The sequence below is a fragment of the Streptomyces sp. NPDC020747 genome (genome assembly GCF_044334695.1).
Taxonomy (GTDB): Bacteria; Actinomycetota; Actinomycetes; order Streptomycetales; family Streptomycetaceae; genus Streptomyces.
On the sequence record NZ_JBIRTJ010000002.1, the window covers coordinates 283,608 to 307,346 of the forward strand.

Annotated in this window: 23 protein-coding genes and 1 pseudogene; 11 read left to right on the plus strand and 13 right to left on the minus strand. The window is 70.4% G+C overall.

All coding sequences use genetic code 11. The features are described from left to right. Nucleotides 1–218 precede the first annotated feature (218 nt). The 5 genes from ACH4YP_RS06330 (at nucleotide 219) to ACH4YP_RS06350 (ending at nucleotide 6,050) form a co-directional block, all read left to right on the plus strand. Entirely contained in the window at nucleotides 219–1,877 is a 1,659-nt protein-coding gene (locus tag ACH4YP_RS06330; protein ID WP_398489639.1) for an ABC transporter ATP-binding protein, read from the plus strand. Then, complete coding sequence (locus ACH4YP_RS06335; RefSeq protein WP_055611266.1) at nucleotides 1,877–3,007, plus strand: ABC transporter permease; 1,131 nt, start codon at nucleotides 1,877–1,879, stop codon at nucleotides 3,005–3,007. Before ACH4YP_RS06330 ends, ACH4YP_RS06335 begins: the two co-directional genes overlap by 1 nt. After that, complete coding sequence (locus ACH4YP_RS06340; protein WP_398489640.1) at nucleotides 3,004–4,269, plus strand: ABC transporter permease; 1,266 nt, start codon at nucleotides 3,004–3,006, stop codon at nucleotides 4,267–4,269. The genes ACH4YP_RS06335 and ACH4YP_RS06340 overlap by 4 nt, the downstream gene beginning before the upstream one ends. Then, nucleotides 4,266–4,682 (plus strand): cytidine deaminase, encoded by a 417-nt coding sequence (locus ACH4YP_RS06345; protein ID WP_398489641.1) that lies wholly within the window; start codon nucleotides 4,266–4,268, stop codon nucleotides 4,680–4,682. The genes ACH4YP_RS06340 and ACH4YP_RS06345 overlap by 4 nt, the downstream gene beginning before the upstream one ends. Before the next feature lie 90 nt (nucleotides 4,683–4,772). Next, the gene (locus ACH4YP_RS06350; protein ID WP_361064324.1) at nucleotides 4,773–6,050 is read left to right on the plus strand and encodes a thymidine phosphorylase; all 1,278 of its coding nucleotides are present in this window, start codon (nucleotides 4,773–4,775) and stop codon (nucleotides 6,048–6,050) included. Between the two features lie 123 nt (nucleotides 6,051–6,173). Here ACH4YP_RS06350 and ACH4YP_RS06355 read toward each other — a convergent pair whose 3' ends face one another. Continuing rightward, on the minus strand, nucleotides 6,174–7,094 hold the full coding sequence (locus ACH4YP_RS06355) for an AEC family transporter (RefSeq protein WP_398489642.1): 921 nt from the start codon (nucleotides 7,092–7,094) through the stop codon (nucleotides 6,174–6,176). A gap of 259 nt (nucleotides 7,095–7,353) precedes the next feature. Here ACH4YP_RS06355 and ACH4YP_RS06360 point away from each other — a divergent pair. Continuing rightward, nucleotides 7,354–7,551: pseudogene (locus ACH4YP_RS06360) on the plus strand (hypothetical protein); the annotation flags it as partial. 39 nt (nucleotides 7,552–7,590) lie between these two features. Here the strand turns inward: ACH4YP_RS06360 and ACH4YP_RS06365 are convergent. Then, nucleotides 7,591–8,613: a sigma-70 family RNA polymerase sigma factor gene (locus ACH4YP_RS06365; protein WP_361064282.1), complete on the minus strand. Its 1,023-nt coding sequence runs from the start codon at nucleotides 8,611–8,613 to the stop codon at nucleotides 7,591–7,593. A gap of 184 nt (nucleotides 8,614–8,797) precedes the next feature. Then, entirely contained in the window at nucleotides 8,798–10,090 is a 1,293-nt protein-coding gene (locus tag ACH4YP_RS06370; RefSeq protein WP_361064285.1) for an MFS transporter, read from the minus strand. 62 nt (nucleotides 10,091–10,152) lie between these two features. Between ACH4YP_RS06370 and ACH4YP_RS06375 the strand changes: the two genes are divergently transcribed. Further along, nucleotides 10,153–11,106 carry a LysR substrate-binding domain-containing protein gene (locus ACH4YP_RS06375; RefSeq protein WP_361064288.1) on the plus strand — a complete coding sequence of 318 codons (954 nt, stop codon included), beginning with the start codon at nucleotides 10,153–10,155 and terminating at the stop codon, nucleotides 11,104–11,106. Between the two features lie 124 nt (nucleotides 11,107–11,230). Here the strand turns inward: ACH4YP_RS06375 and ACH4YP_RS06380 are convergent, their stop codons facing one another. Further along, a complete protein-coding gene (locus ACH4YP_RS06380; protein ID WP_361064291.1) occupies nucleotides 11,231–11,992 on the minus strand; it encodes an alpha/beta hydrolase in 762 nt (253 codons plus the stop codon). Between the two features lie 113 nt (nucleotides 11,993–12,105). Here ACH4YP_RS06380 and ACH4YP_RS06385 point away from each other — a divergent pair, with 113 nt between their 5' ends. Further along, nucleotides 12,106–13,260, plus strand: a complete 1,155-nt coding sequence (locus ACH4YP_RS06385; RefSeq protein WP_361064293.1) for an adenosine deaminase — start codon at nucleotides 12,106–12,108, stop codon at nucleotides 13,258–13,260. Between the two features lie 125 nt (nucleotides 13,261–13,385). After that, nucleotides 13,386–13,739: an ATP-binding protein gene (locus ACH4YP_RS06390; protein WP_361064295.1), complete on the plus strand. Its 354-nt coding sequence runs from the start codon at nucleotides 13,386–13,388 to the stop codon at nucleotides 13,737–13,739. A gap of 89 nt (nucleotides 13,740–13,828) precedes the next feature. Here ACH4YP_RS06390 and ACH4YP_RS06395 read toward each other — a convergent pair whose 3' ends face one another. The 5 genes from ACH4YP_RS06395 to afsQ1 form a co-directional block, all read right to left on the minus strand. Continuing rightward, nucleotides 13,829–14,035 carry a PspC domain-containing protein gene (locus tag ACH4YP_RS06395; RefSeq protein WP_361064298.1) on the minus strand — a complete coding sequence of 69 codons (207 nt, stop codon included), beginning with the start codon at nucleotides 14,033–14,035 and terminating at the stop codon, nucleotides 13,829–13,831. Nucleotides 14,036–14,129: 94 nt separating this feature from the next. Then, nucleotides 14,130–14,699 (minus strand): VanZ family protein, encoded by a 570-nt coding sequence (locus ACH4YP_RS06400; RefSeq protein WP_361064327.1) that lies wholly within the window; start codon nucleotides 14,697–14,699, stop codon nucleotides 14,130–14,132. A gap of 124 nt (nucleotides 14,700–14,823) precedes the next feature. Further along, nucleotides 14,824–15,426 (minus strand): hypothetical protein, encoded by a 603-nt coding sequence (locus ACH4YP_RS06405; protein ID WP_361064330.1) that lies wholly within the window; start codon nucleotides 15,424–15,426, stop codon nucleotides 14,824–14,826. Nucleotides 15,427–15,491: 65 nt separating this feature from the next. Then, nucleotides 15,492–17,084 (minus strand): ATP-binding protein, encoded by a 1,593-nt coding sequence (locus ACH4YP_RS06410; protein ID WP_398489643.1) that lies wholly within the window; start codon nucleotides 17,082–17,084, stop codon nucleotides 15,492–15,494. Further along, nucleotides 17,081–17,758 carry a two-component system response regulator AfsQ1 gene (gene afsQ1, locus ACH4YP_RS06415; RefSeq protein ID WP_217452845.1) on the minus strand — a complete coding sequence of 226 codons (678 nt, stop codon included), beginning with the start codon at nucleotides 17,756–17,758 and terminating at the stop codon, nucleotides 17,081–17,083. Before afsQ1 ends, ACH4YP_RS06410 begins: the two co-directional genes overlap by 4 nt. Before the next feature lie 274 nt (nucleotides 17,759–18,032). Here afsQ1 and ACH4YP_RS06420 point away from each other — a divergent pair, with 274 nt between their 5' ends. Next, on the plus strand, nucleotides 18,033–18,791 hold the full coding sequence (locus ACH4YP_RS06420; protein WP_361064302.1) for a SigE family RNA polymerase sigma factor: 759 nt from the start codon (nucleotides 18,033–18,035) through the stop codon (nucleotides 18,789–18,791). A gap of 213 nt (nucleotides 18,792–19,004) precedes the next feature. Here the strand turns inward: ACH4YP_RS06420 and ACH4YP_RS06425 are convergent, their stop codons facing one another. Further along, the gene (locus ACH4YP_RS06425; RefSeq protein ID WP_361064305.1) at nucleotides 19,005–19,727 is read right to left on the minus strand and encodes a uridine kinase; all 723 of its coding nucleotides are present in this window, start codon (nucleotides 19,725–19,727) and stop codon (nucleotides 19,005–19,007) included. A gap of 52 nt (nucleotides 19,728–19,779) precedes the next feature. Between ACH4YP_RS06425 and ACH4YP_RS06430 the strand changes: the two genes are divergently transcribed. Beyond that, nucleotides 19,780–20,181: a hypothetical protein gene (locus tag ACH4YP_RS06430; RefSeq protein WP_361064308.1), complete on the plus strand. Its 402-nt coding sequence runs from the start codon at nucleotides 19,780–19,782 to the stop codon at nucleotides 20,179–20,181. Nucleotides 20,182–20,317: 136 nt separating this feature from the next. On the opposite strand, the gene ACH4YP_RS06435 is transcribed toward ACH4YP_RS06430, so the two are convergent. The 3 genes from ACH4YP_RS06435 to deoC are packed head-to-tail and all read right to left on the minus strand — an operon-like array spanning nucleotide 20,318 to nucleotide 23,617. Next, on the minus strand, nucleotides 20,318–21,202 hold the full coding sequence (locus tag ACH4YP_RS06435; RefSeq protein ID WP_361064310.1) for an aldehyde dehydrogenase family protein: 885 nt from the start codon (nucleotides 21,200–21,202) through the stop codon (nucleotides 20,318–20,320). After that, complete coding sequence (locus ACH4YP_RS06440; RefSeq protein WP_361064313.1) at nucleotides 21,195–22,655, minus strand: aldehyde dehydrogenase family protein; 1,461 nt, start codon at nucleotides 22,653–22,655, stop codon at nucleotides 21,195–21,197. Before ACH4YP_RS06440 ends, ACH4YP_RS06435 begins: the two co-directional genes overlap by 8 nt. 5 nt (nucleotides 22,656–22,660) lie before the next feature. After that, nucleotides 22,661–23,617 (minus strand): deoxyribose-phosphate aldolase, encoded by a 957-nt coding sequence (deoC, locus tag ACH4YP_RS06445; protein WP_361064316.1) that lies wholly within the window; start codon nucleotides 23,615–23,617, stop codon nucleotides 22,661–22,663. Between the last annotated feature and the right edge of the window lie 122 nt (nucleotides 23,618–23,739).

Here is a 23,739-nt window from a genome sequence, read left to right on the forward strand (position 1 = left end):
GTTCACGTGTCGATCTTCCCCGGAGCCGCTCGTAACCGCGGGGTTACGTCCGCTCAACGGGGTACGGGGAGCCTGGCTCCCCGTACCCCGTTCTCGCGGCGTGTCGGCCCCTCATGTCGCCGTAGGGGCGCTACGCGCGTAGACGACCCCCTTTCCCTTCAGGAGAGTGCGCCATCAACGCGTCCAGCAGTCCTCCGGCCGGCGCGGTCAACGGATCGGTGACCGCAGTCGAACTCGCCGGGATCACCAAGCGGTTCCCCGGCGTCGTGGCCAACCACGACATCCACCTCAGCGTCCGCAAGGGCACGGTCCACGCCCTCGTCGGCGAGAACGGCGCCGGCAAGTCGACGCTGATGAAGATCCTCTACGGCATGCAGAAGCCGGACGAGGGGACCATCGCAGTCGACGGGGACCAGGTCACCTTCTCGTCGCCCGCCGACGCCATCGCCCGCGGCATCGGCATGGTCCACCAGCACTTCATGCTCGCCGACAACCTCACCGTCCTGGAGAACGTCGTCCTGGGCAGCGAGAAGTCGTACGGCATCGGCGCCAAGGCCCGGCGCCGGATCGTGGAGCTCTCCGAGCGCTACGGCCTCGGCGTGCGCCCCGACGCCCTCGTCGAGGAACTCGGTGTCGCCGACCGCCAGCGCGTGGAGATCCTCAAGGTCCTCTACCGCGGTGCCCGGATCCTCATCCTCGACGAGCCCACCGCGGTCCTCGTGCCGCAGGAGGTCGACGCGCTCTTCGCCAACCTGCGCGAGCTCAAGTCCGAGGGCCTGTCGGTCATCTTCATCTCGCACAAGCTGGGCGAGGTCCTGGCGGTCGCCGACGACATCACGGTGATCCGCCGGGGCACGACGGTCGGCACGGCCGTCCCGTCCGAGACCACCTCGCGCCAGCTCGCCGAGCTGATGGTCGGCAGCGAACTGCCCACCCCGGAGACCGCCGAGTCCACGGTCACCGACCGGCCGGTGCTCACCGTCGAGGATCTGCGCCTGGTCGCCCCGGGTGGCAAGGCCCTGCTCGACGACATCGGCTTCACCATCCACGAGGGCGAGATCCTGGGCCTCGCCGGTGTCGAGGGCAACGGCCAGACCGAGCTGATCGAGGCCCTCATCGGCCTCAAGGCGGCCGACTCCGGCACCATCACGCTGGCCGCCGAGGAGATCACCTCCTGGGCCACCCGCAGGCGCCGCGAGCAGGGCATCGGCTACATCCCCGAGGACCGCCACCGCCACGGCCTGCTCCTGGAGGCCCCCCTCTGGGAGAACCGCATCCTCGGCCACGTCACCGAGAAGCCCAACACTCGCGGTAGTCGGGGTGTCTGGCTCGACATCAAGGGCGCCCAGGACGACACGCGCCGCATCGTCGAGGCGTACGACGTCCGCACGCCCGGCATCGACGTCACCGCCGCCTCGCTGTCCGGCGGCAACCAGCAGAAGCTGATCGTCGGCCGGGAGATGACCCACAAGCCGCGCTTCCTGATCGCCGCCCACCCCACCCGCGGTGTGGACGTCGGCGCGCAGGCCGCGATCTGGGACCACATCCGCGAGGCCCGCCGTGAGGGCCTGGCCGTCCTGCTGATCTCCGCCGACCTGGACGAGCTGATCGGCCTCTCCGACACGCTCCGGGTGATCTACAACGGCAAGCTGGTCGCGGACGCCGATCCGGCGACCATCACCCCGGAGGAGCTCGGCTCGGCCATGACCGGCGCCGCCTCCGGACACCTGGAGAACGAAGAGCTCGTGGAACAGCTCGAAGAAGAGCAGACAGAGCTCGAAGAGCAGACAGAGCTTGAAGAGAAGGCAGCGCTCGAAGAGCCTGCCGAGACGCCGGCGGACGGCCCGGCAGACGCCCCGGAAGACGAGGCCCGCTGATGAAGAAGTTCGACAAGGAGCGACTGCTCCTCGCGGTGGCCGGGCCGGTCATCGCGCTCGTCGTGGCCGTGGCGCTGACCTCGGTCGTGCTGATCGCCTCGGGGAAGAACCCGTTCGAGCCGTACTCGATCATGTTCGAGCAGGCCACGTTCTCCGACATCCAGGTCCTGATCATCAACCAGGCCTCGCTGTACTACATCGCGGCACTCGCGGTGGCCATCGGCTTCCGGATGAACCTGTTCAACATCGGTGTGGACGGCCAGTACCAGCTCGCCGCCATGATGGCCGCGGTGGTCGGCGCCCACGCCAGCCTGCCGGCGGTCCTGCAAGTACCGCTGCTGCTGCTCACCGCGGTCCTCACCGGCGCCTTCTGGTCCGGCATCGCCGGTGTCCTCAAGGTCACCCGAGGGGTCAGCGAGGTCGTCGCGACGATCATGCTGAACGCGATCGCGACCTCCGTCATCGCCTACTTCTGGCTGCCCAACGTCTTCGGCGTCAAGGTCGGCAACAACAACACCACCGGCGAGATGCACGAGTCCGGCTGGATCCCCGGCTTCGACATGGGCGACGCCGGCGAGATCTACGGCCTCGTCGTCCTCGCGGCCCTGCTCGGCATCGGCTACTGGGTCGTCCTCAACCGCACCCGCTTCGGCTTCGACCTGCGTGCCTCCGGCGCCTCGGAGACCGCCGCCGCGGCCAGCGGGGTGAACCCCAAGCGCATGGTGCTCACCGCCATGCTGATCTCCGGCGGCCTCGCCGGTCTCGCGGGCCTGCCGATCCTGCTCGGCGACTCGCACACCTACAGCCTGAACTTCCCGACCGGCATCGGCTTCCTCGGTATCGGCATCGCCCTGCTCGGCCGCAACAACCCGACGGGCATCGCCTTCGCGGCCCTCCTGTGGGCCTGGCTGGACAAGGCCTCGCCCGAGCTCGACTTCCACGGGTACGACAAGGAGATCGCGGTCATCATGCAGGGCCTGATCGTGATCGCGGTCGTCGTCTCGTACGAGGCCGTGCGCGAGTGGGGTCTGCGCCGCCAGCAGCGCCGCGTCGGCGCCGAACTCGCCGCGGGCCACGTCCTCGGCGCCACCTCCGACAACTCGACCCAGAAGGAGGTGGCCGGACGATGACCACCGTGACCGACCTCAACCAGCCCTCGCTGCAGCCCACGGCGCCCAAGGGCCGCCGGCTCACGCTCCCCGTCCTCCTGCTGGTCATCGCGGGCGGCCTCGCGCTGACCTCGATCGTCCGCATCATCACCGGCGCCGACGGCATCACCAACGTCAGCCAGATGTCGACCGCGCTCGAACTGGCCGTCCCGATCGGCCTGGCCGGTCTCGGCGGACTGTGGGCCGAGCGCGCGGGCGTCGTCAACATCGGCCTCGAAGGCATGATGATCCTCGGCACCTGGTTCGGCGCCTGGGCCGGCTACCAGTGGGGCCCGTGGAACGGCATCCTCATCGGCATCATCGGCGGCTGCATCGGCGGTCTGCTGCACGCCATCGTCACGGTCACCTTCAACGTCAACCACATCGTCTCCGGTGTGGCCATCAACATTCTGGCCCTCGGCGCCACCCGCTATCTCGCCCCGCTCGCCTTCGAGGGCGTCCAGGGCGGCTCGGCCAAGCAGTCCCCGCCGGTCGAGTCCATCGGCAACTTCACGGTGCCGGGGCTGTCCGACGCGCTCGTCGACCTCAACGACAAGGGCTGGTTCTTCATCTCGGACCTCGCCGGTCTGCTCGGCGGTCTGGTCACCAACGTCTCCTGGCTGACCCTGATCGCGATCGCGCTGATCCCGGCCACCTGGTGGATCCTGTGGCGCACCGCCTTCGGTCTGCGGCTGCGGTCCTGCGGCGAGAACCCGGTCGCGGCCGAGTCGCTCGGCGTCAACGTCTACAAGTACAAGTACCTGGCCGTGATCATCTCCGGCGGCCTGGCGGGCCTCGGCGGTGTCTTCCTCTCCATCGTCGCCAACCCCTTCTACCTGGAGGGTCAGACCAGCGGCCGCGGCTACATCGGTCTCGCGGCGATGATCTTCGGCAACTGGATGCCCGGCGGACTCGCCCTCGGCGCGGGCCTGTTCGGCTACACCGACAGCCTCAACCTGCGCGGTGGCGCCGAGAACGTCCACGCGCTGCTGCTGCTCGGCGCCATACTGCTGGCCATCGGTGCCATCTGGCTGCTCGTCAGGAAGAGGTACGTGCCCGGCGTGATCACCCTGGCCGTCGGCGTCCTGGTGTTCACCTGGTACTCGCTCACCGACGAGGTGCCGAACCAGGTCGTCTCCGCCACGCCGTACGTCATCACGCTGCTCGTCCTCTCCCTGTCCGCCCAGCGGCTGCGGATGCCGAAGGCGGACGGCATGCCGTACCGGCGGGGGCAAGGGAAGTGACGTCCGCGGAAACCGGGTCCGAGGCCGAGGTCGACTGGGAGTCCCTGCGGGAGGCGGCCCGCGAGGCCATGTCCCGTGCGTACGCCCCGTACTCGGGCTTCCCGGTCGGCGTCGCGGCCCTGGTCGACGACGGCCGGGTGATCTCCGGGTGCAACGTCGAGAACGCCTCGTACGGGCTCGGGCTGTGCGCCGAGTGCGGACTTGTCGCGGAGCTCCACAACACCGGGGGCGGCCGGCTCACGCACTTCACCTGCGTGGACGGCCGCGGCGAGATCCTGGTCCCGTGCGGCCGCTGCCGCCAGCTGCTGTACGAGTTCGGCGGCCCCGATCTGATCCTGGAGACGCCGGCCGGGATCCTGCCGCTCTCGGAGATGCTGCCGCAGGCCTTCGGGCCGGGGCATCTGCGCAAGTAGTTCACGGTCGGCCCCTCCGCGTCGCGTGCCTCCAGGGCACCGGGAGGGGCCGCTGCACTTTCGGAAGGAAAGGCCATGGCTTTGTTGTCGATGGATGCCATCTCCGTCATCCGCACCAAGCGGGACCGCGGCGAGCTGAGCGACGAGCAGATCGACTGGGTCATCGACGCGTACACACGCGGCGAGGTCGCCGACTACCAGATGGCCGCCCTGAACATGGCGATCCTGCTCAACGGCATGAACCGCGGTGAGATCGCCCGCTGGACGGCCGCGATGATCGCCTCCGGCGAGCGCATGGACTTCTCGTCCCTGTCCCGCCCGACCGCCGACAAGCACTCCACCGGCGGCGTCGGGGACAAGATCACCCTCCCGCTGGCCCCGCTGGTCGCGGCCTGCGGCGCGGCGGTCCCGCAGCTGTCGGGCCGGGGCCTCGGCCACACCGGCGGCACCCTCGACAAGCTGGAGTCGATCCCCGGCTGGCGTGCCCTGCTCTCGAACGAGGAGATGCTCTCCGTACTCGACGAGGTCGGCGCGGTCATCTGCGCGGCGGGCGACGGCCTGGCCCCCGCGGACAAGAAGCTGTACGCGCTCCGGGACGTGACCGGAACGGTCGAGGCGATCCCCCTCATCGCCTCCTCCATCATGTCGAAGAAGATCGCGGAGGGCACCGGCTCGCTCGTCCTGGACGTGAAGGTGGGCACGGGCGCCTTCATGAAGACGATCGAGGACGCGCGCGAACTGGCGTCCACGATGGTCGGATTGGGCACGGACCACGGAGTCAAGACGGTCGCGCTCCTCACGGACATGTCGACTCCGCTGGGCCTGACGGCGGGCAACGCGCTCGAAGTCCGCGAGTCGGTGGAGGTGCTGGCCGGTGGTGGCCCGTCCGACGTCGTCGAACTGACCCTCGCCCTGGCCCGCGAGATGCTCGACGCGGCGGGCGTGAAGGACGCCGACCCCGCGAAGGCGCTGGCCGACGGCTCGGCGATGGACGCGTGGCGCCGCATGATCGCGGCCCAGGGCGGCGACCCGGACGCCGAGCTGCCGACCTCCCGCGAGCAGCACGTGGTCAAGGCCCCGTCCTCGGGCGTACTGACCCGCCTCGACGCCTACGACATCGGCATCGCCGCCTGGCGCCTCGGCGCGGGCCGCGCCCGCAAGGAGGACCCGGTCCAGGCCGCCGCGGGCATCGAGATGCACGCCAAGCCGGGCGACACGGTGACCGAGGGCCAGCCCCTCCTCACCCTCCACACGGACACCCCGGAACGCTTCGAGTACGCGCTGGCGGCCGTGGAGGGCTCGTACGACGTGGCGGCGCCCGGCACGGACTTCACGGCGGCGCCGGTGGTGCTGGAACGTATCGCCTGAGCAGATCCGATCCGATCCGACTCGGCTCGGCTCGGATCGGCTCGGCTCGGCTCGGCTCGCGAGTGAAGGGGACCGGCGTCCGTCGCCGGTCCCCTTCGCATGTCCGTGAGGTCGGGCCCGCCCTCAGCCGAGGGTCGCCGCGACCACCACCAACACCGGCACCGCCGCCATCGTCGACAGCAGGATCGACTCGCGGGCCAGTACCTCGCCCACGCGGTACCGGGACGCGTACGTGAAGAGGTTCTGGGCGGCAGGCAGGGCCGAGGTGACCACCACGTCGAGGAGTGGGGCGCCGCGCAGGCCGAAGACGCCTGCCGCCAGGGCCCAGGCCGCCAGGGGCTGGCCCACCGATTTCAGGGCGACGGAGAGCAGGACAGGGGCCCGGTCGGGGCCGCGGCCCGGCATCGTGCTGCCGCACAGGGAGATGCCGAAGGCCAGGAGTACGGCCGGGACCGACATGTTCCCGATCAGGGTGAGCGGGTCGAGGACCGGGCCCGGGACCGTCAGGCCGGACGCGGAGACGGCGACGCCGGACAGGGAGCCGATGCCGACCGGGTTGCGGACGGGAGTGGTCACCCGCCGCCACAGGGAGGTCTTCTCGCCCGGGCCGGAGAGGTCGAGGACCGTCAGGGCCACCGGGGTCATCACGATCTGCTGGAAGAGGAGCACGGGCGCCACGAGTGAGGCGTCGCCCAGCACGTACACCGCGATCGGGATGCCGAGATTGCCCGCGTTGACGTAACTGGAGCACAGCGCGCCGATCGTCGTACGGCCCACGCCCCAGCGGCGTACGGCACCGACCGCGACGAAGACCCCGGCCACCGCGAACGTACTGACCGCCGTCACCAGCAGCCGGTTGGAGAGGATCACCGACAGGTCGGCCTGCGCGAGCGTGGTGAACAGGAGCGCGGGGGTGGCCACGTGGAACGCGAGCTTGGTCAGCACCTCCCGGCCGTTGTCCCCGAGATGGCCGCGGCGGCCGATCAGATAGCCGACGCCGATGACGACGGCGATCACCGCGAAGCCGTTCAGCACCCCCTGCACGGCACCTCCCCGAGCCCCCGGGGGTGGCCGGGAGCGGCGGTGCGGAGGTGGTCGCGTATTCGGTCGGGCAGGAGTCCGGACGCGAGTCCGGGCGGGCGGACCGGCCCGCGGACGGGCGGCAATTCGTGGGGCATACACCGAACCCTCTTGGGTAGGCCCTGCCCAGGTCAATGTGACCTTGCGCTACCTGAACTCCGTGCTCGGTGAGCACGCAGCGATGAGTTCCGGGCCGCCGCCCGGTCTACCGCACGTGGACGCCATGACACCTGCCGTACTCGTACTGCCCGGCCCCGTCACCCGAGACGAGGTGCCGAGGCTCTGCGAGGACGTGCGCGCACGGCTGATGAGCAGCAGAGCCGGCGTCCTGGTCTGCGATGTCGCCGGTCTCGGACCACCAGGTCTGACCACCGTCGACGCGCTCGCCAGGATGCAGCTCGCCGCCCGTCGCGCCGGAGGACGGATCAGACTGCGCGACCCGGACCCCGCCCTGCGTGCGCTACTCGGTCTTGTCGGCATCCCCTTCGAGGTCGAGGGATTCGAGGTCGAGAGGCAGCCCGAACAGCGGGAACCACCGCTTCGTGTCGAGGAAGCAGTGGAACCCGGTGATGCGGCCCTCTGAGGTCTCCAGGACCTGCACGGCCCACGCCGTGTAGCCGCCCGTCTCCGGGTCCGGCTTGTACTGGGCGAAGCCCGGCAGGCCGTTCACCGCGACCGGCACCAGGTGCGAGTTCGCACAGGGCGCGCCGAGTGTCGTCATGAAGCCGGTGATGTCCTCGGTGCCGGACAGCCACAGGTCGAACGGCGGCATCGTCATCACGGCGTCCTCGTGCAGGAGTGCCGTGAGGGCTGTCATGTCGTACCCCTCGAAGGCCGCCACATAGCGCTCAAGGAGCTTCTGCTGCTCCTCGTCGAGCGGGTCGGAGGTGGCGGCCCGGGCCGCGGCGCCGTCGCTCTCGGCGAGCGTGGCACGGGCCCGCTGGAGCGCGCTGTTGACGGAGGCGACGGTCGTGCCGAGCAGCTCGGCGACCTCGCTCGCCTTCCAGGCCAGCACCTCGCGCAGGATGAGCACGGCCCGCTGCTTGGGCGGCAGTTGCTGCAGGGTGGCCATGAAGGCGAGGCGCACCGACTCCTTGGCGACGGCGGCCTCGGCAGGGTCCTCGACCACGGGCAGCACACGCGCGTCCGGCATCGGCTCCAGCCAGGTGTGGTCGGGGCGCGGGTTCAGCGCCGCCTGTGTGAGCGGTGTCGAGTCCGTCAGGTCCATCGGGCGGGCCCGCTTGTTCCCCGCCGACAGCATGTCCAGGCACACGTTCGTCGCGATCCGGTACAGCCACGAGCGCATCGAGGAGCGGCCCTCGAACTTGTCGTAGCTCCGCCAGGCGCGCACGAGTGTGTCCTGGACCGCGTCCTCCGCCTCGAAGGACGAGCCGAGCATGCGGTAGCAGTACCCCGTCAGTTCGACCCGGTGCTTCTCAAGGCGGACGTCGAGGTCCTCCACCGTCGCCGTTCCGTCGCTCATGGCCAACCCACCCCTGTGGCATGTTCGTCGTCACCTTCACCGCCTCTTTGCGATGCCGGCACTTCGGAAGCTACCGCAGCCCACTGACAATGGCCCCCCGAGATGCAAAAGGTGCAGGTCAGGACCGTTAATGTCCTGACCTGCACCCGTACGTTCGAAAGCCGACCCGCTGTGCCGCCGTGTCTCAGCGGTGCACGGCCACCAGCCGCCGCTGCGTCCGGGCCGCGTGCGAACCGACCACCGTGATCGTCACGACCCCGACCACCGCGAGCAGGCCGAGCGCCACCGTCCCGGCCCAGCCGCCCGCGTGGAAGGCGACCGCGCCGAGCGTGCCGCCCGCGCTGGAGCCCAGGTAGTAGGCGGACTGGTAGAGGGCGGAGGCCTGCGCGCGGCCCTCCTTGGCGGTGTGGCTGACCGAGGAGGAGGCGACCGCGTGGCCCGCGAAGAAGCCCGCGGTGATCAGGACCAGGCCGAGCAGGATCAGCGGCAGGGAGTCGGCCAGCGAGACCAGCAGCCCCGCGGTCGTCGTGCCGCCCGCCAGATACAGCGCGCCGCGCCGGCCGAGCCGTCCCACCAGCTTCCCGGCGGTCGACGCCGAGACCGTGCCGACCAGGTAGACGAGGAAGATCGAGCCGATGATGCCCTGCGGCAGCGAGAACGGGGCCTCCGTGAGGCGGTAGCCGATCACCGTGTAGACGGCGCCGAACACCGTCATGAACAGCGCGCCGATCGCGTACAGCCTGCACAGCAGTGGGTTCGCGAGGTGACCGCGGACCGTGCGGACCAGCACCGCGGGCCGCAGCGAACCGGCCTTGAAGTGCTTCGGCGCCGGGAGCAGCAGCCGGAAGGCCACCGCGCAGCCCACCGCGATCAGCCCGATGACCCCGAGGGCGACCCGCCAGCCCCACTCCTGCGCGACCCAGCCGGTGATGACCCGGCCGCTCATGCCGCCGACGCTGTTGCCCGCGACGAACAGACCGATCGCGGTGATCAGCGCCTTCGGCCGTACTTCCTCCGCCAGATAGGCCATCGCCGAGACCGGCAGCCCGGCCAGCGCCGCACCCTGCACGGCCCGCAGCGCGACCAGCCAGCCGACCGACGGGGCGAAGGGCACCAGCAGTCCGACGGTCACCGCGATCGCCAGGGACGCCGTCATCAACGTACGCCTGCCGAACCGCTCCGAGAGGGCGCTCAGCGGCAGGACGAACAGCGCCAGCGCGCCGGTCGCCGCAGACACCGTCCAGCTCGCCGTGCTCGCCGTGACCCCGAAGTCGCCGGAGATCAGCGGCAGCAGGGCCTGGGTGGAGTAGAGAAGCGCGAAGGTCGCGACCCCCGCGAGGAAGAGCGCGAGGCTCATCCGGCGATAGCCGGGCCCACCGGGGGCCATACGGGAATCGACGGGAGCGGCTTCGGTGTGAACGGTGGTGGCTGCGGAGGCGCCCACGATCGTGGACGCCCCGGTACTTGCGGAAGGCATGCTTCGAACCTAAAACCGTCCCGCTCATCCGTCCAATGCATGGAATCGTCATAATCGTTCCTGTGATGCATCAGCAGAGGTCAGAGCCTCGCCTGTCACCGTCCAGTGACACAGAAGACATCGTCGCGATCCTCGCCCCGCGCCTCGCGTACTTCGCCGGGGTCGCCCGCACCGAGCACGTCACGCGGGCCGCGCAGGAGATGCAGGTCCCGCAGTCGACCCTGTCCCGCGCGATGGTCCGCCTCGAACAGGACCTGGGCGTGGACCTGTTCGCCCGCAGAGGCCGCACGGTCTCGCTCACCCCCGCCGGACGCACGTTCCTGGCCTCCGTCGAACGGGCCCTCGCCGAGATCGAGCGGGCCGCCGACGAGGTGCGCGCCGACGCGGACCCGGCCACCGGCAAGGTCGCCTTCGGCTTCCTGCACACCATGGGCTCCGAGACGGTCCCCGGCCTGATCCGCGCCTTTCGCGCGGACCACCCCCGCGTCCGCTTCAGCCTCGTCCAGAACTACGGCGAGGCCATGATCGAACGCCTCCGCTCCGGCGAACTGGACCTCTGCCTCACGTCCCCCGTGCCGGACGCCCCCGACCTCGTCGCCCGCCGCCTCGACGAACAGAAACTCCGCCTGGTCGTCCCCGCGGACCACCGCCTGGCCTCCCGCCGCCGCATCCGCCTCGCCGAGGCCGCCGACGAAACCTTCGTCACCCTGGAACCCGGCTACGGCCTCCGCCGCATCACCGACGACCTCTGCCAACAGGCGGGCTTCCGCCCCCGGGTCGCCTTCGAGGGCGAGGAGGCGGAAACCCTGCGCGGCCTGGTGGCCGCGGGCCTGGGAGTGGCCCTCCTGCCCCCACCGGCCGTGGCCCGCCCGGGAGTTGTCGAACTGACGGTCACGGCTCCAAGGGCGGCCCGGGAGATCGGCGTGGCATGGCTGGACGGGCATCCCGACACGCCCCCGGTGGCGGCGTTCAAGAAATTCCTGCTGTCAAGGAGAGGCAACCTGCTCCCGAACTGAGAGTCCTTGGCCAACCAGGTTCAGCGGTGGGCTTTCAGAGGCGCGGGGCCATATCGATACGCGGCTCCGCCGCTCGGACGCGACCAGCCCCACCGAATCCGCAGCTCTCCACGATCCCCAGCCATCAACGGCGCAGGGACCGCCCAAACCCCGAGGCGAGCGGCATCCGCAACCCCAACGGCGGTGGGGCCGCGAGGGCGTCCTCCACGGGGCGGGCGAAAGACCGTCCGAACAGCGTCCCCATCACGAAGTCCTCGGCCAGCGCGTGCACCTCGTCGCGGAACGCGTGCAACGCGTGTCCGTCGGAATGCACTTCGAACCGGCAGACATCGCGGTTCGCCTTCTTCGCCCGGGACGCCAGGCGGAACGACAACTCGGGATCGGTGCGCTCGTCGTTCGTGCCGTGCACGATCAACACCCGCCGCCCCACAAGCTGCTTCACCGGTTCGGGCGGTGCGGCGACGTCCTCCTCGGGCAGCCAAGGGGACAACGCCAGCACGGAGTTGACGGCGGTGTGCCCGCCCGAGTGCAGAGCGGCCCGCCCGCCCATGTCCGTCCCCGCGAGACAGACGGGAACGTCCCCGTACCGCCGTACGACCTCGTCCGCGGCCCACGAGGCGTCCCGCGCCTGATGTGCCTCCGCGCCGTTCCAGCCCCGGAACCGGTAGTGCACCACGTGCACGACCAGGCCGTCGTCCCGTCCCGCGCGGGTCAGCCGGCGGCCCAACGCCCGTACGGACGCGGTCGCCAGCATCGGTGAGGGTCTGCGGCCCGAGGATTCCTCGCCACCGGGCAGCAGCAGCACCACGCCGCTCACCGCCGTCGGTTCCGTTCCGAGTGCCCGCCCGAGCCGGGCCGTGCGAACCGGCGTCGCTTGCTGTGCCATGACAGAACAGTGTCAGAAGCGATGGTGTACGCCATCCGTCCGCACGGTCACCGTTACGTATCGACGGTTCCGCACAACAGGAGATCTACGCGCGTAGGCGGTAGAGTGCGGAGATGACGAGCCAGACCAAGAACACCCCGAGCTCGGAGCAGATCCGCCGGGCGCCGAAGGTCCTGCTGCACGATCACCTCGACGGAGGCCTGCGCCCCGGGACGATCGTCGACCTGGCCCGCGAGACGGGCTACAAGAACCTCCCGGAGACGGATCCCGACAAGCTCGGCATCTGGTTCCGCGAGGCGGCCGACTCCGGTTCCCTGGAGCGGTACTTGGAGACCTTCGCGCACACCTGCGCCGTCATGCAGACCCGCGAGGCGCTCGTCCGCGTGGCCGCCGAGTGCGCCGAGGACCTCGCCGAGGACGGTGTCGTGTACGCCGAGGTGCGGTACGCGCCCGAGCAGCACCTGGAAGCCGGGCTCACCCTCGAAGAGGTCGTCGAGGCGGTCAACGAGGGCTTCCGGGAGGGCGAGCGGCTGGCCCGCGAGAACGGCCACCGGATCCGCGTCGGCGCCCTGCTGACCGCCATGCGGCACGCGGCCCGTTCCCTGGAGATCGCCGAACTCGCCAACCGCTACCGCGATCTCGGTGTCGTCGGCTTCGACATCGCGGGCGCCGAGGCCGGCTTCCCGCCCACCCGTCACCTGGACGCCTTCGAGTACCTGAAGCGGGAGAACAACCACTTCACGATCCACGCGGGCGAGGCCTTCGGGCTCCCGTCCATCTGGCAGGCCCTCCAGTGGTGCGGCGCCGACCGGCTCGGCCACGGCGTGCGCATCATCGACGACATCCAGGTCCACGAGGACGGCTCCGTGAAACTCGGCCGCCTCGCCTCGTACGTACGCGACAAGCGCATCCCCCTGGAGCTGTGCCCCAGTTCCAACCTCCAGACGGGCGCCGCCGACTCGTACGCCGAGCACCCCATCGGGCTGCTGCGGCGGCTGCACTTCCGGGCGACCGTGAACACCGACAACCGGCTGATGTCCGGTACCAGCATGACCCGGGAATTCGAGCACCTTGTCGACGCCTTCGGCTATTCGCTCGACGACATGCAGTGGTTCACAGTCAATGCGATGAAATCAGCATTCATTCCTTTCGATGAACGACTGGCCATGATCAATGACGTCATCAAGCCCGGTTATGCCGAGCTGAAGTCCGAATGGCTGTTCCAGCAGACCGCTTCCACCAGCGGTTCTGTGAGTGAAGAGGGCTGAAGGAGAAGGACGGGAAGCGGCCGGGTGATGACGACTCGGCCGCTTTTCGATGTTTGCGGGGCGAGCTCGCACGTGATTACCGTTTCGGACCGCTCAAATCCCCGTCACAGCATGCAAGGACGAAGATGAAGCAGTCTGCTGCCAAGACCCTCGGTGTCGCCGCTCTCGGTGCCGCCTTCGCCGCCGCCGGCGCGGGTGCCGCCAACGCGGCCCCGGCGGTCCCGGACGCCTCCTCGGCGCTCTCCACCGCCACCAGTGCGCTGCCGGTGGACGGGGTCACCAAGACCCTCCCCGGCGCGGGCGAGTCGCTCGCCCAGGGTCAGAACGCGCTCGGCAGTGGCCTCGCCGCCGCCCAGCCGGCCGTCGCGAACCTCCTCGCCGAGGGTCCGGCCGCGCCGGTCGCCGGTCTGCTCGGTGGCCTCCCGGTCCAGGGCCTGCCCACCCACGGCCTGCCGGTGAACGGTATTCCGCTCGGCTGAGTCCACAGCCCGAGCACCGTCCTCGTACGCGCCGATGGGGCGCACCCCGCTCGGGTGCGCCCCATCGGCGTCTTCGCGTACGGAGTGCGTCACCAGGCCGTACGGGCGGTGGCCTTGTCCTCGGAGGGGAACAGGAACCACAGCGCTATGTAGAGCAGGAACTGCGGGCCCGGCAGCAGGCAGGAAACCAGGAAGATCACCCGCATCGTGGTCGCGGAGGTGCCGAAGCGCCGAGCCAGCGCTGCGCACACTCCGCCGATCATCCGGCCGTTGGTGGGGCGGGCAAGGCGGTTCATGAACGGCTCCTTCGTGAGCGTCGGTCCGAGGCCTCCCGTGTGGCTGCCTCATCTGTCGTCAACGCTACGGGGACGAAGGGCGCAAAGCATCGCTCTAGGGGGCGATCCCGACCCTGGGAATCGTCGGGGTCCGACCCTGAGTCGCCTCCTCGGCCGCCTGCTTCCGGCGGAGGGCGGCGGCGATCCGGCGCCGGGTCTCGGCCCGGCGGCGCAGCAGGGACCGGGCCGCGGGCACCACGGCGACATGGGCCAGCGCCACGCCCACCGTGTTCAGGAGCAGCGAGTCGACGTCCACGACCTGCCCGGGCACCCCGGTCTGCAGGAGTTCGATGCCCAGCGAGAGCAGGGCGCCGGCGGCGACCGTACGCATCAGGGACAGCAGCGGGGAGACGGCGAGTCTGCCGCCCGCCAGCGGCAGCAGCACCCCGAGCGGGGCGAGCAGCAGCAGGCCCTTGCCGATGTTGCGGGCGGCCGCCTCGGGGCCCAGCGCCAGATCGGCCCGGATGCTCGCGAACGGACGCAGATTCGCGGCGCTCACCCACGGCACGTCCAGGGGCCGCAGCGTGACCCAGGCGACAAGCGCGAGATGTACGACGAGGAGGACACCCCCCGCCGCACGGAAGCGGATCACGGCGCTGCTGCCGTTCGAGCCTTGACGCTGCACGATCCCCAAGACGCGACCACCGGCAGGATCGGTTCCGTGTGACGGCCGCGCTTGGCCCGCACGGGTGAGGCGTGCGCCACAGACGGGGCCCGTCAGGAGTCCGTCCGTGGCCCGGCCGGGGGGCTCAGGCCCCCTCGGCCTCCGACTGCGGCGGGGTCTGAGTGCCGGGGCGGGAGCGCACCGCCTCCGTGCACTCGTAGCGGCGCGGGGCGCCCGTGCCGGGCCCGCCGAGCGTCACCGTGTCGCCGTCCGAGGCGGCCGCCGAGTCACTGAACGTGCAGATGACCTGCGCCAGCGCGTACGGCGTCAGCTCCGCGGGCGGTGTGCTCAGGCGCAGCGTGTCGTCCGGTTCGCCGCGGCCCGGGCCGCTCACCGTGAGGCCCTGCGGCACGTCCGTCGTGTAGTTCGCCTGCTTCTCGGCGTCCGACGGGGGCTCGGAGAGCTCGTCCAGGAGCGCCTGTGCGGCCCGTACCCGGTCCGTGGCCGCGGGTCCCGCCTCGATGCGCACGGTCCGGTCCACCGGCGCCAGCTGCGAGGAGCAGAGCAGGAAGACCTGGACGAGGATCCCGCGCGAGGACTGCGTACCGATGTCGGGCTCGTCGAGCGTGCACGGCACCCGGGAGGGCGCGGGACCGAAGTCGGTCGGCACCTCCGTCGCCCGGATCCCGCACCCGGCGAGCACCGCGGCGAGCAACGGCACGGCGAGCACGAGACGAGCCGCGCGCATACGGCGTACGCCCCCTTCGTCGGCCGCACGCGTCCGGCGTACGCCCCATGTGTGGCGTTGCGACATCACACGCCCCCCTCGGTGCGGTTGTCGGCGACGGCCGCACCAGGGTCCCCGGAGCTGTCGGGGCTGTCGGGGTCCTCGACCTCCGAGGCGTCGCGCGGCAGGCGCAGGGTGAAGACCGCGCCGCCCTTGGGCGAGTTCGCGGCGGTGATCTCGCCGCCGTGGATATGGGCGTTCTCCAGGGCGATGGACAGACCGAGGCCGCTGCCCTCCGACCGCGGCCGGGAGGCGCTCGCCTTGTAGAAGCGGTCGAAGACGTGCGGCAGGACGTCCTCGGGGATGCCCGGGCCGTGGTCCTGGACCTCGACGACCAGGTCGTTGCCCTCGTCCCGCACACTCACCCGCACCGGGGAGCCGCCGTGCTTGAGGGCGTTGCCGATGAGGTTCGCCATGATCACGTCCAGGCGGCGCGGGTCGACACGTGCCATGAGGCCGCGCTCGGCGTCCAGGTCGACCGCGTCGAGCCAGGCCCGCGCGTCGATGCACGCGGTGATGTGGTCGACGATGTCGACGTTGTCGACGACGAGCCGGGCCGTGCCCGCGTCGAAGCGGGTGACCTCCATGAGGTTCTCCACCAGGTTGTTCAGCCGCCGGGTCTCGCTGACGACGAGCCGCACGGCGGGCTCGATCATCGGGTCGACGCTGCCGGTCTCCGCGTCGAGCTCCTCCTCCAGCACCTCCGTCACGGCGGTGATCGCGGTCAGCGGCGTCCGCAGCTCGTGCGACATGTCCGCCACGAACCGCCGGGACGCCTGCTCACGGGCGCTCATGTCCTCGACCCGTTTCTCCAGCGACTCCGCCGTGCGGTTGAACGTCCGTGACAGATCCGCGAGTTCGTCCGTGCCCGACACCCGCAGCCGGGTGTCCAGCTTGCCCTCGCCGAGCCGCCGGGCCGCGGTGCCGAGCCGGTGCACCGGCTTCAGTACGGTCGTCGCGGCGGCCTGCGCGAGCAGCGCCGAGCCGATCAGCGCGAGCCCGGTCGCGATCCCCAGCGACCAGGCGAGCGAGTTGAGGTCCTTGGCCTCCGGCTCCAGCGACTTGAGCATGTAGCCGGTCGGCCCGCCGCCGATCACCTTCGCGCCGCCCACGAGATACGGCTTGTCGCCCTGGACCGTCCGCTGCCAGTACAGGTGGTACGTGTACTTGTTGTTCGAGGAGATCTCCTGCTCCTTGTTCACCGCCTTCTGGAGGGACTTCGGTATGTCCTCCAGCGTGAAGGTGTCCAGGTCGGAGTTCCCGCGGACCGTCCTGCCGCTCTCGTCCTCGGCGATCAGCAGCACGCTGAAGCGCTGGCTGCTGTTCGCCATCTGCCCGGCGGCGCGCTGCAGTTCCTCCTGCGTGGGATGCGGCCGCAGCGCGCTGGCGCGGGTCTGCATCGCCTGCTGGAAGTCGCCGAGCACCGCGTCCTGCGTACGGGTGAGCACCGCCTCGCGGTTGAGCCAGTACGCGATCCCGGACGCCGACACCGCGGCGGTGAGCGCGACGAGCCCGAACACCACGACCAGCCGCAGCCGCAGGCTGGTGAAGCGCAGGCCCGCCATTATCGTCTTGCGCGCCGCGGCCCAGCCGCGGAGCTTGTCCTGCGGGTTTGTCACTGAGGGTTGTCCAGCCGGTAGCCGACTCCCCTGACGGTACGGATCAGGGTGGGGGACGACGGCACGTCCTCCACCTTCGCGCGCAGCCGCTGCACACACGCGTCGACCAGCCGTGAGTCGCCGAGGTAGTCGTGCTCCCACACCAGCCGCAGCAACTGCTGGCGGGACAGCGCCTGCCCGGGCCGCCGGCTCAGTTCGAGGAGCAGCCGCAGCTCGGTCGGCGTCAGCTGCAGATCCTCGCCGTTCTTCGTCACCGTCATCGCCGCACGGTCGATGACCAGCGAACCGAACGTCGCCGCGTCGTTCGCCTCGCGCTCGCCGCGGCGCAGCACGGCCCGGATACGGGCGTCGAGCACACGCCCCTGCACGGGTTTCACGACATAGTCGTCGGCGCCGGACTCCAGCCCGACCACCACGTCGATGTCGTCGCTGCGCGCGGTCAGCAGAATGATCGGCAGCTGGTCCGTACGCCGGATGCGGCGGCACACCTCGAATCCGTCGATGCCCGGCAGCATCACATCGAGGACGATCAGATCGGGCCGTTGCTCGCGCAACAGCTTCAGACCGTCCTCGCCGGTGGCAGCGGTGGCCACCCGGTGTCCCTGGCGCGTCAGCGAGAGCTCCAGGGCCGTCCGGATGGCGTCGTCGTCCTCGATCAGCAACAGGGAAGGCACGGACGTCATTCTGTCCCATGACATGGGCGTGTATCGACTGTTGGAGCGCTCCCACACATGTCCCGCCTACGAGTGGGTGCCCGTGTGCCGGATGAGTAGCCGTACGACGCTTCTCTGTGATCGGTCTGTGGGCCGGCTGGGCCAAGCCCCTGTGACAGGTCTGTGACAGTCGGCGGACACCGTCATGAAGTGGCCCCGGCAAGCTTTTGGTCACAGGCAAGGAAGCACCACAGCGAAGTACGGAACACCGGAACTCCACGACGGGGGGCGCGAGATGAACACGCTGCACAGCACCAGTACTGGCGCAGTTGTCACGCGGCTCCACGACGTCACGAGGAGCACGGAGAAGTCCGGTGCCGTGAGCGGGCGGGGGTGCGCTCGCGGCACCGGGCGTCAGCACACCGGGTACATGACGGTGGTCGACGCACACACGGGGGGAAGCGGTACGGGGGTTGCCCACGGGGGAACGGGGGCAGCGTACGGGGAGGTCACGGGGGAGCGTCGTTCCGTGTCGGAGGTGGAGTTCACCACCTACGTCCAGGAGCGCCGCGCCTCCCTGTACGCAACCGCCTACCACCTGACCGGTGACCGCTTCGAGGCCGAGGACCTGCTGCAGAGCGCACTGTTCTCGACCTACCGGGCATGGGACCGGATCAGCGACAAGGCCGCGGTCGGGGGCTACCTCCGCCGCACGATGACCAATCTGCACATCAGCGCGTGGCGCCGCCGCAAGCTGAACGAGTACCCGACCGAGGAGCTGCCGGAGACGGCCGGCGACACGGACGCGATGCGCGGCACCGAGCTGCGCGCCGTCCTGTGGCAGGCGCTCGCCCGGCTGCCCGAACTCCAGCGCACCATGCTGGTCCTCCGTTACTACGAGGGCCGCACGGACCCGGAGATCGCGGAGATCCTCGACATCAGTGTCGGCACGGTGAAGTCCAGCATCTGGCGGTCGCTCCGCCGGCTGCGCGAGGACCAGGTCCTCAGCTTCGGCCGTGACGAGGAAGAGTCCTTCGGGGAGCTTGTCGCCTGAAGGGTGTGGGGGGATGCCCGTCACTCCGGGGGGAGGTAGCGGGCAGGGTGTTCGTCACTCCGGGGGGAGGCGGCGGACAGCACGGGGGAGCAGTACCGGGGGGAACCAACGGGGTCACGGGGGACCACGGGGGAAAACGGGAGTGGGTCCAGGCAGACCGGGGGGTCTGACTGGGCCTCCTTTCGTTTGTGGCCCTTTACCCGGGTGCGCCCCTTACGCCGTCGTCGGGCGTGGCGTCGCGCGATTCCAGACGGTCGCGGCGGCCAGCCGGTCCAGGGCCTCGTCCTTGTCGCAGGGGTGCGCGCCGAGCGCGGTCTGCCGGGCAACGATCGACCGCTCGGCCCGCATCAGCCGCCAGCCGCGACGCAGCAGGAACGGCACGGACTTGCGTCCCTCCCGCAGATCCCGCAGGAACCGCCGCCGGAACGTGGCCACCGCGCCCCGGTTCAGGCACAGCGCGTCGGCCAGCACTCCGGCCTCACGGCACCGCGCCACGATCTCCGCGGCGAAGATGCCCTCCGCGATGAAGGCGGGCGCGCCCTCGATGTCCACGGTCTCCTCGCCCGTACGCGCGCTCAGGGCGATGTCGTACATCGGTACGCCCGTACGCCCGTTGCGGCACAGTTCCGATATCGCGGCGACCGCGGCGTCCGCGTCCCAGGACAGCGGGTGGTCCCAGTCGATGTCCGAACTCCCCGCCACCTGCGGCAGCGTCGGATCGTCGCCCTCTTTGTAGAAGTCGTCGAGCCGCAGGACCGGAAGGCCGGAGCGGGCCGCGACCAGGGACTTGCCGGAGCCCGAGGGGCCGCACAGCAGCACGACGCGGGCGGTTGTCGCGGAATTCGGGAGATGTGAACTCACGAGACACCAGTCTGACGCATCGAGCGCCCCCGGCCGACCCCGCGGGTCGTCTTTGGAACGGGCATCACACCTCAACTACCCTTCGTGTCGACCTCATTACTTTGCGCAGCAGAAGGTGGCAGCAGTCATGGCACGATTCCCGGCCCACCAGAACCCGACCGCCCGGCGCGCGTTGCTGGCCCTCACGACCGCGGGCATCGCGGTGGGCGTGGGAGCGACCTCGGCAGCCGCGGACACCGAACCCGTCGTGGACGTGGTCCGCACCAGGCCCACCTCGCTGGGCAACGTCAACCCGCAGGCGGGCGTCCAGGCGCTGACCGGGACCGTCGGTTACGTGACCGGCCCGGTCGCGGGCCTGAAGCCCAACCCGCTGGCCGGTACGGGTGTCGACCCTCTCGACAACGGACTCGCCACCCAGGTCGCCGACTTCCCGCCACTGGCCACGACCATGCTGACGGCCCCGGTCGCCCAGGCCCAGTCGCTGGGCGCCGTTCCGGTACTGGGACAGGTGACGGGCCTGCTGCACTGAGCCCTACGGCGGCGAGCCGTGCGGCGGCCGGTCGCACAACAGGCGGTCGCGCGGCGGCGAGTCGTGCGAAGGGCGAAGAGAGGGCCGCGCCTCCCCCGGACGGTGGGGAAGCGCGGCTCTCCGTCTTCGGCGGCCGTCAGTACGACGAGCCGGAGGCGCCCAGTGCGCCGGTCGGGTGCCAGACCGTCTTCGTCTCCAGGAAGGCGGTCAGGCGCTCGATGCCCGGTGCCGCAAAGTAATCCACAGCCTGTGGACGGACGACCCGCTTGAGGTTGTCCGCGGCGGCGACCTCCAGTTCCTTCGCGAGTACGTCGTCGGCGCCCGCGAGGTCGATCGCGTTGACGTCCTGGTGCGCGGCCAGCGGGGACGCGATCTCCGCCGTCCTCCCGGAGAGGATGTTGACGACGCCGCCCGGAACGTCGGAGGTGGCCAGCACCTCGCCCAGCGACAGCGCCGGGAGCGGGGACCTCTCGCTCGCGATCACGATCACCGTGTTGCCCGTCGCGATCACCGGAGCGATCACCGAGACCAGGCCGAGGAACGACGACTCCTGAGGGGCCAGGACCGTCACCACACCCGTCGGCTCGGGGGTGGAGAGGTTGAAGTACGGGCCCGCGACCGGGTTGCCGCCGCCCACGACCTGGGCGATCTTGTCGGTCCAGCCCGCGTACCAGACCCAGCGGTCGATCGCCGCGTCGACCTGCTCGGCGGCCTTGGACTTCGACAGGCCCTCGGCGTCGGCGACCTCACGGACGAACTGCGCCCTGCGGCCCTCCAGCATCTCGGCGACGCGGTAGAGGACCTGGCCGCGGTTGTACGCGGTCGCGCCCGACCAGCCGCCGAAGGCCTTGCGGGCCGCGACCACCGCGTCACGGGCGTCCTTGCGGGACGAGAGCGGCGCGTTGGCCAGCCATGCGCCTTTGGAGTCGGTCACCTCGTACACCCGGCCGCTCTCGGAACGCGGGAACTTCCCGCCGACGTACAGCTTGTAGGTCTTGAACACACTGAGACGGTCAGACATCGAGGTACGCCTCCAGGCCGTGGCGGCCGCCCTCGCGGCCGAAGCCCGACTCCTTGTAACCGCCGAACGGTGACGTGGGGTCGAACTTGTTGAACGTGTTGGACCAGATCACGCCCGCGCGCAGCTTGTTCGCGACGGCCAGGATCCGGGAGCCCTTCTCCGTCCAGATGCCCGCGGAGAGGCCGTACTGGCTGTTGTTGGCCTTGGCGACCGCCTCGTCCGGTGTGCGGAAGGAGAGGACGGACAGGACCGGGCCGAAGATCTCGTCGCGGGCGACGGTGTGCGCCTGGGTGACGTTCGTGAAGAGCGTCGGGGCGAACCAGTAGCCGGAGGAGGGGAGTTCGCAGGCCGGGGACCAGCGCTCGGCGCCCTCCGCCTCGCCCTGTTCGACGAGCGTGGTGATGCGCGAGAGCTGCTCGGCGGAGTTGATCGCGCCGATGTCCGTGTTCTTGTCCAGCGGGTCGCCGAGGCGCAGGGTCGACAGGCGCCGCTTCAGGGAGTCCAGCAGCTCGTCCTGGATCGACTCCTGGACGAGGAGCCGGGAGCCCGCGCAGCAGACCTGGCCCTGGTTGAAGAAGATGCCGGAGACGATGCCCTCGACGGCCTGGTCGATGGGGGCGTCGTCGAAGACGATGTTCGCGCCCTTGCCGCCCAGTTCGAGCGTGACCTTCTTCCTGGTGCCCGCCACCTGGCGGGCGATCGCCTTGCCGACGGCCGTGGAGCCGGTGAAGGCCACCTTGTTCACGTCCGGGTGCTCGACGAGCGCCGCGCCCGCGCTGCCGTACCCCGGAAGGATGTTGACGACGCCCTTCGGCAGGCCCGCCTGGCGGCAGATGTCCGCGAAGAAGAGCGCGGAGAGCGGGGTCGTCTCGGCCGGCTTGAGCACGACCGTGTTGCCCGTCGCCAGCGCCGGGGCGATCTTCCACGCCAGCATCAGGAGCGGGAAGTTCCAGGGGATGACCTGGCCCGCGACGCCCAGCGGGCGCGGGTTCGTGCCGAAGCCGGCGTGGTCGAGCTTGTCGGCCCAGCCCGCGTAGTAGAAGAAGTGCGCGGCGACCAGGGGGAGGTCGGCGTCGCGCGTCTCCTTGATGGGCTTGCCGTTGTCGAGGGTTTCGAGGACGGCCAGCTCGCGGGAGCGTTCCTGGATGATCCGGGCGATGCGGAAGAGGTACTTGGCGCGCTCGGAGCCGGGGAGCGCGGACCACTTCTCGAAGGCCCCGCGCGCCGCCTTCACCGCGCGGTCCACGTCCTCCGTGCCCGCCTGGGCGACCTCGGAGAGGACCTCTTCGGTGGAGGGGGAGACGGTCTTGAAGACCTTGCCGTCCGCCGCCTCCACGAACTCGCCGTCGATGAACAGGCCGTACGAGGGTGCGATGTCGACGACCGAGCGGGACTCGGGCGCCGGTGCGTACGCGAAAGCGGGCGACCGCTTTTCGGTGTTTTCCGTGGTCATGGTGATCAGTCCACCGTCACGTAGTCGGGGCCGGAGTAGCGGCCGGTGGCCAGCTTCTGCCGCTGCATCAGCAGATCGTTCAGGAGCGAGGACGCGCCGAAGCGGAACCAGTGGTTGTCCAGCCAGTCCTCGCCCGCCGTCTCGTTGACCACGACCAGGAACTTGATGGCGTCCTTGCTGGTGCGGATGCCGCCGGCGGGCTTCACGCCGACCTGTACGCCGGTCTGCGCGCGGAAGTCGCGGACCGCCTCCAGCATCAGCAGGGTGTTCGCGGGAGTCGCGTTCACCGCGACCTTGCCGGTGGACGTCTTGATGAAGTCCGCCCCCGCCAGCATGCCGAGCCAGCTCGCGCGGCGGATGTTGTCGTACGTCGACAGCTCGCCCGTCTCGAAGATGACCTTGAGGCGGGCCGCCCCGGAGGCCTCCTTCACGGCGACGATCTCCTCGTACACCTTCGCGTAGTCGCCCGCGAGGAACGCTCCGCGGTCGATGACCATGTCGATCTCGTCGGCGCCCGCGGCGACGGCGTCCCGCACGTCGGCCAGCTTCACGTGGAGCGCGGCGCGGCCGGCCGGGAAGGCGGTCGCGACAGACGCGACCTTCACGGCGGAGCCGGCGACGGCCTCCTTGGCGGTGGCCACCATGTCGGGGTAGACGCAGACGGCGGCGGTCGACGGGGCCGTGCGGTCCGTGGGGTCGGGGCGGACCGCCTTGGCGCCGAGCGCCCGGACCTTGCCCGGGGTGTCCGCGCCTTCCAGCGTCGTCAGGTCGACCATCGAGATGGCGAGGTCGATGGCGTACGCCTTCGCGGTCGTCTTGATGGAGCGCGTGCCGAGTGAGGCGGCGCGCGCCTCCAGGCCGACCGCGTCCACGCCGGGGAGGCCGTGGAGGAAGCGGCGCAGTGTGCTGTCGGACGCGGTCACTTCTGTGAGTGCGTGTGCTGCGGGTGCAGTGGTGGGCATGGTCACCAGACGAGCATATCTACGCGCGTAGCGGCTGTACAGCCCTGGGGGTGGGTGAGGGTGCGGGTGGGTGCGTGCATTGGATTCGCCCCCGCCGCCCCTACCCAATCCCGTCACCTACT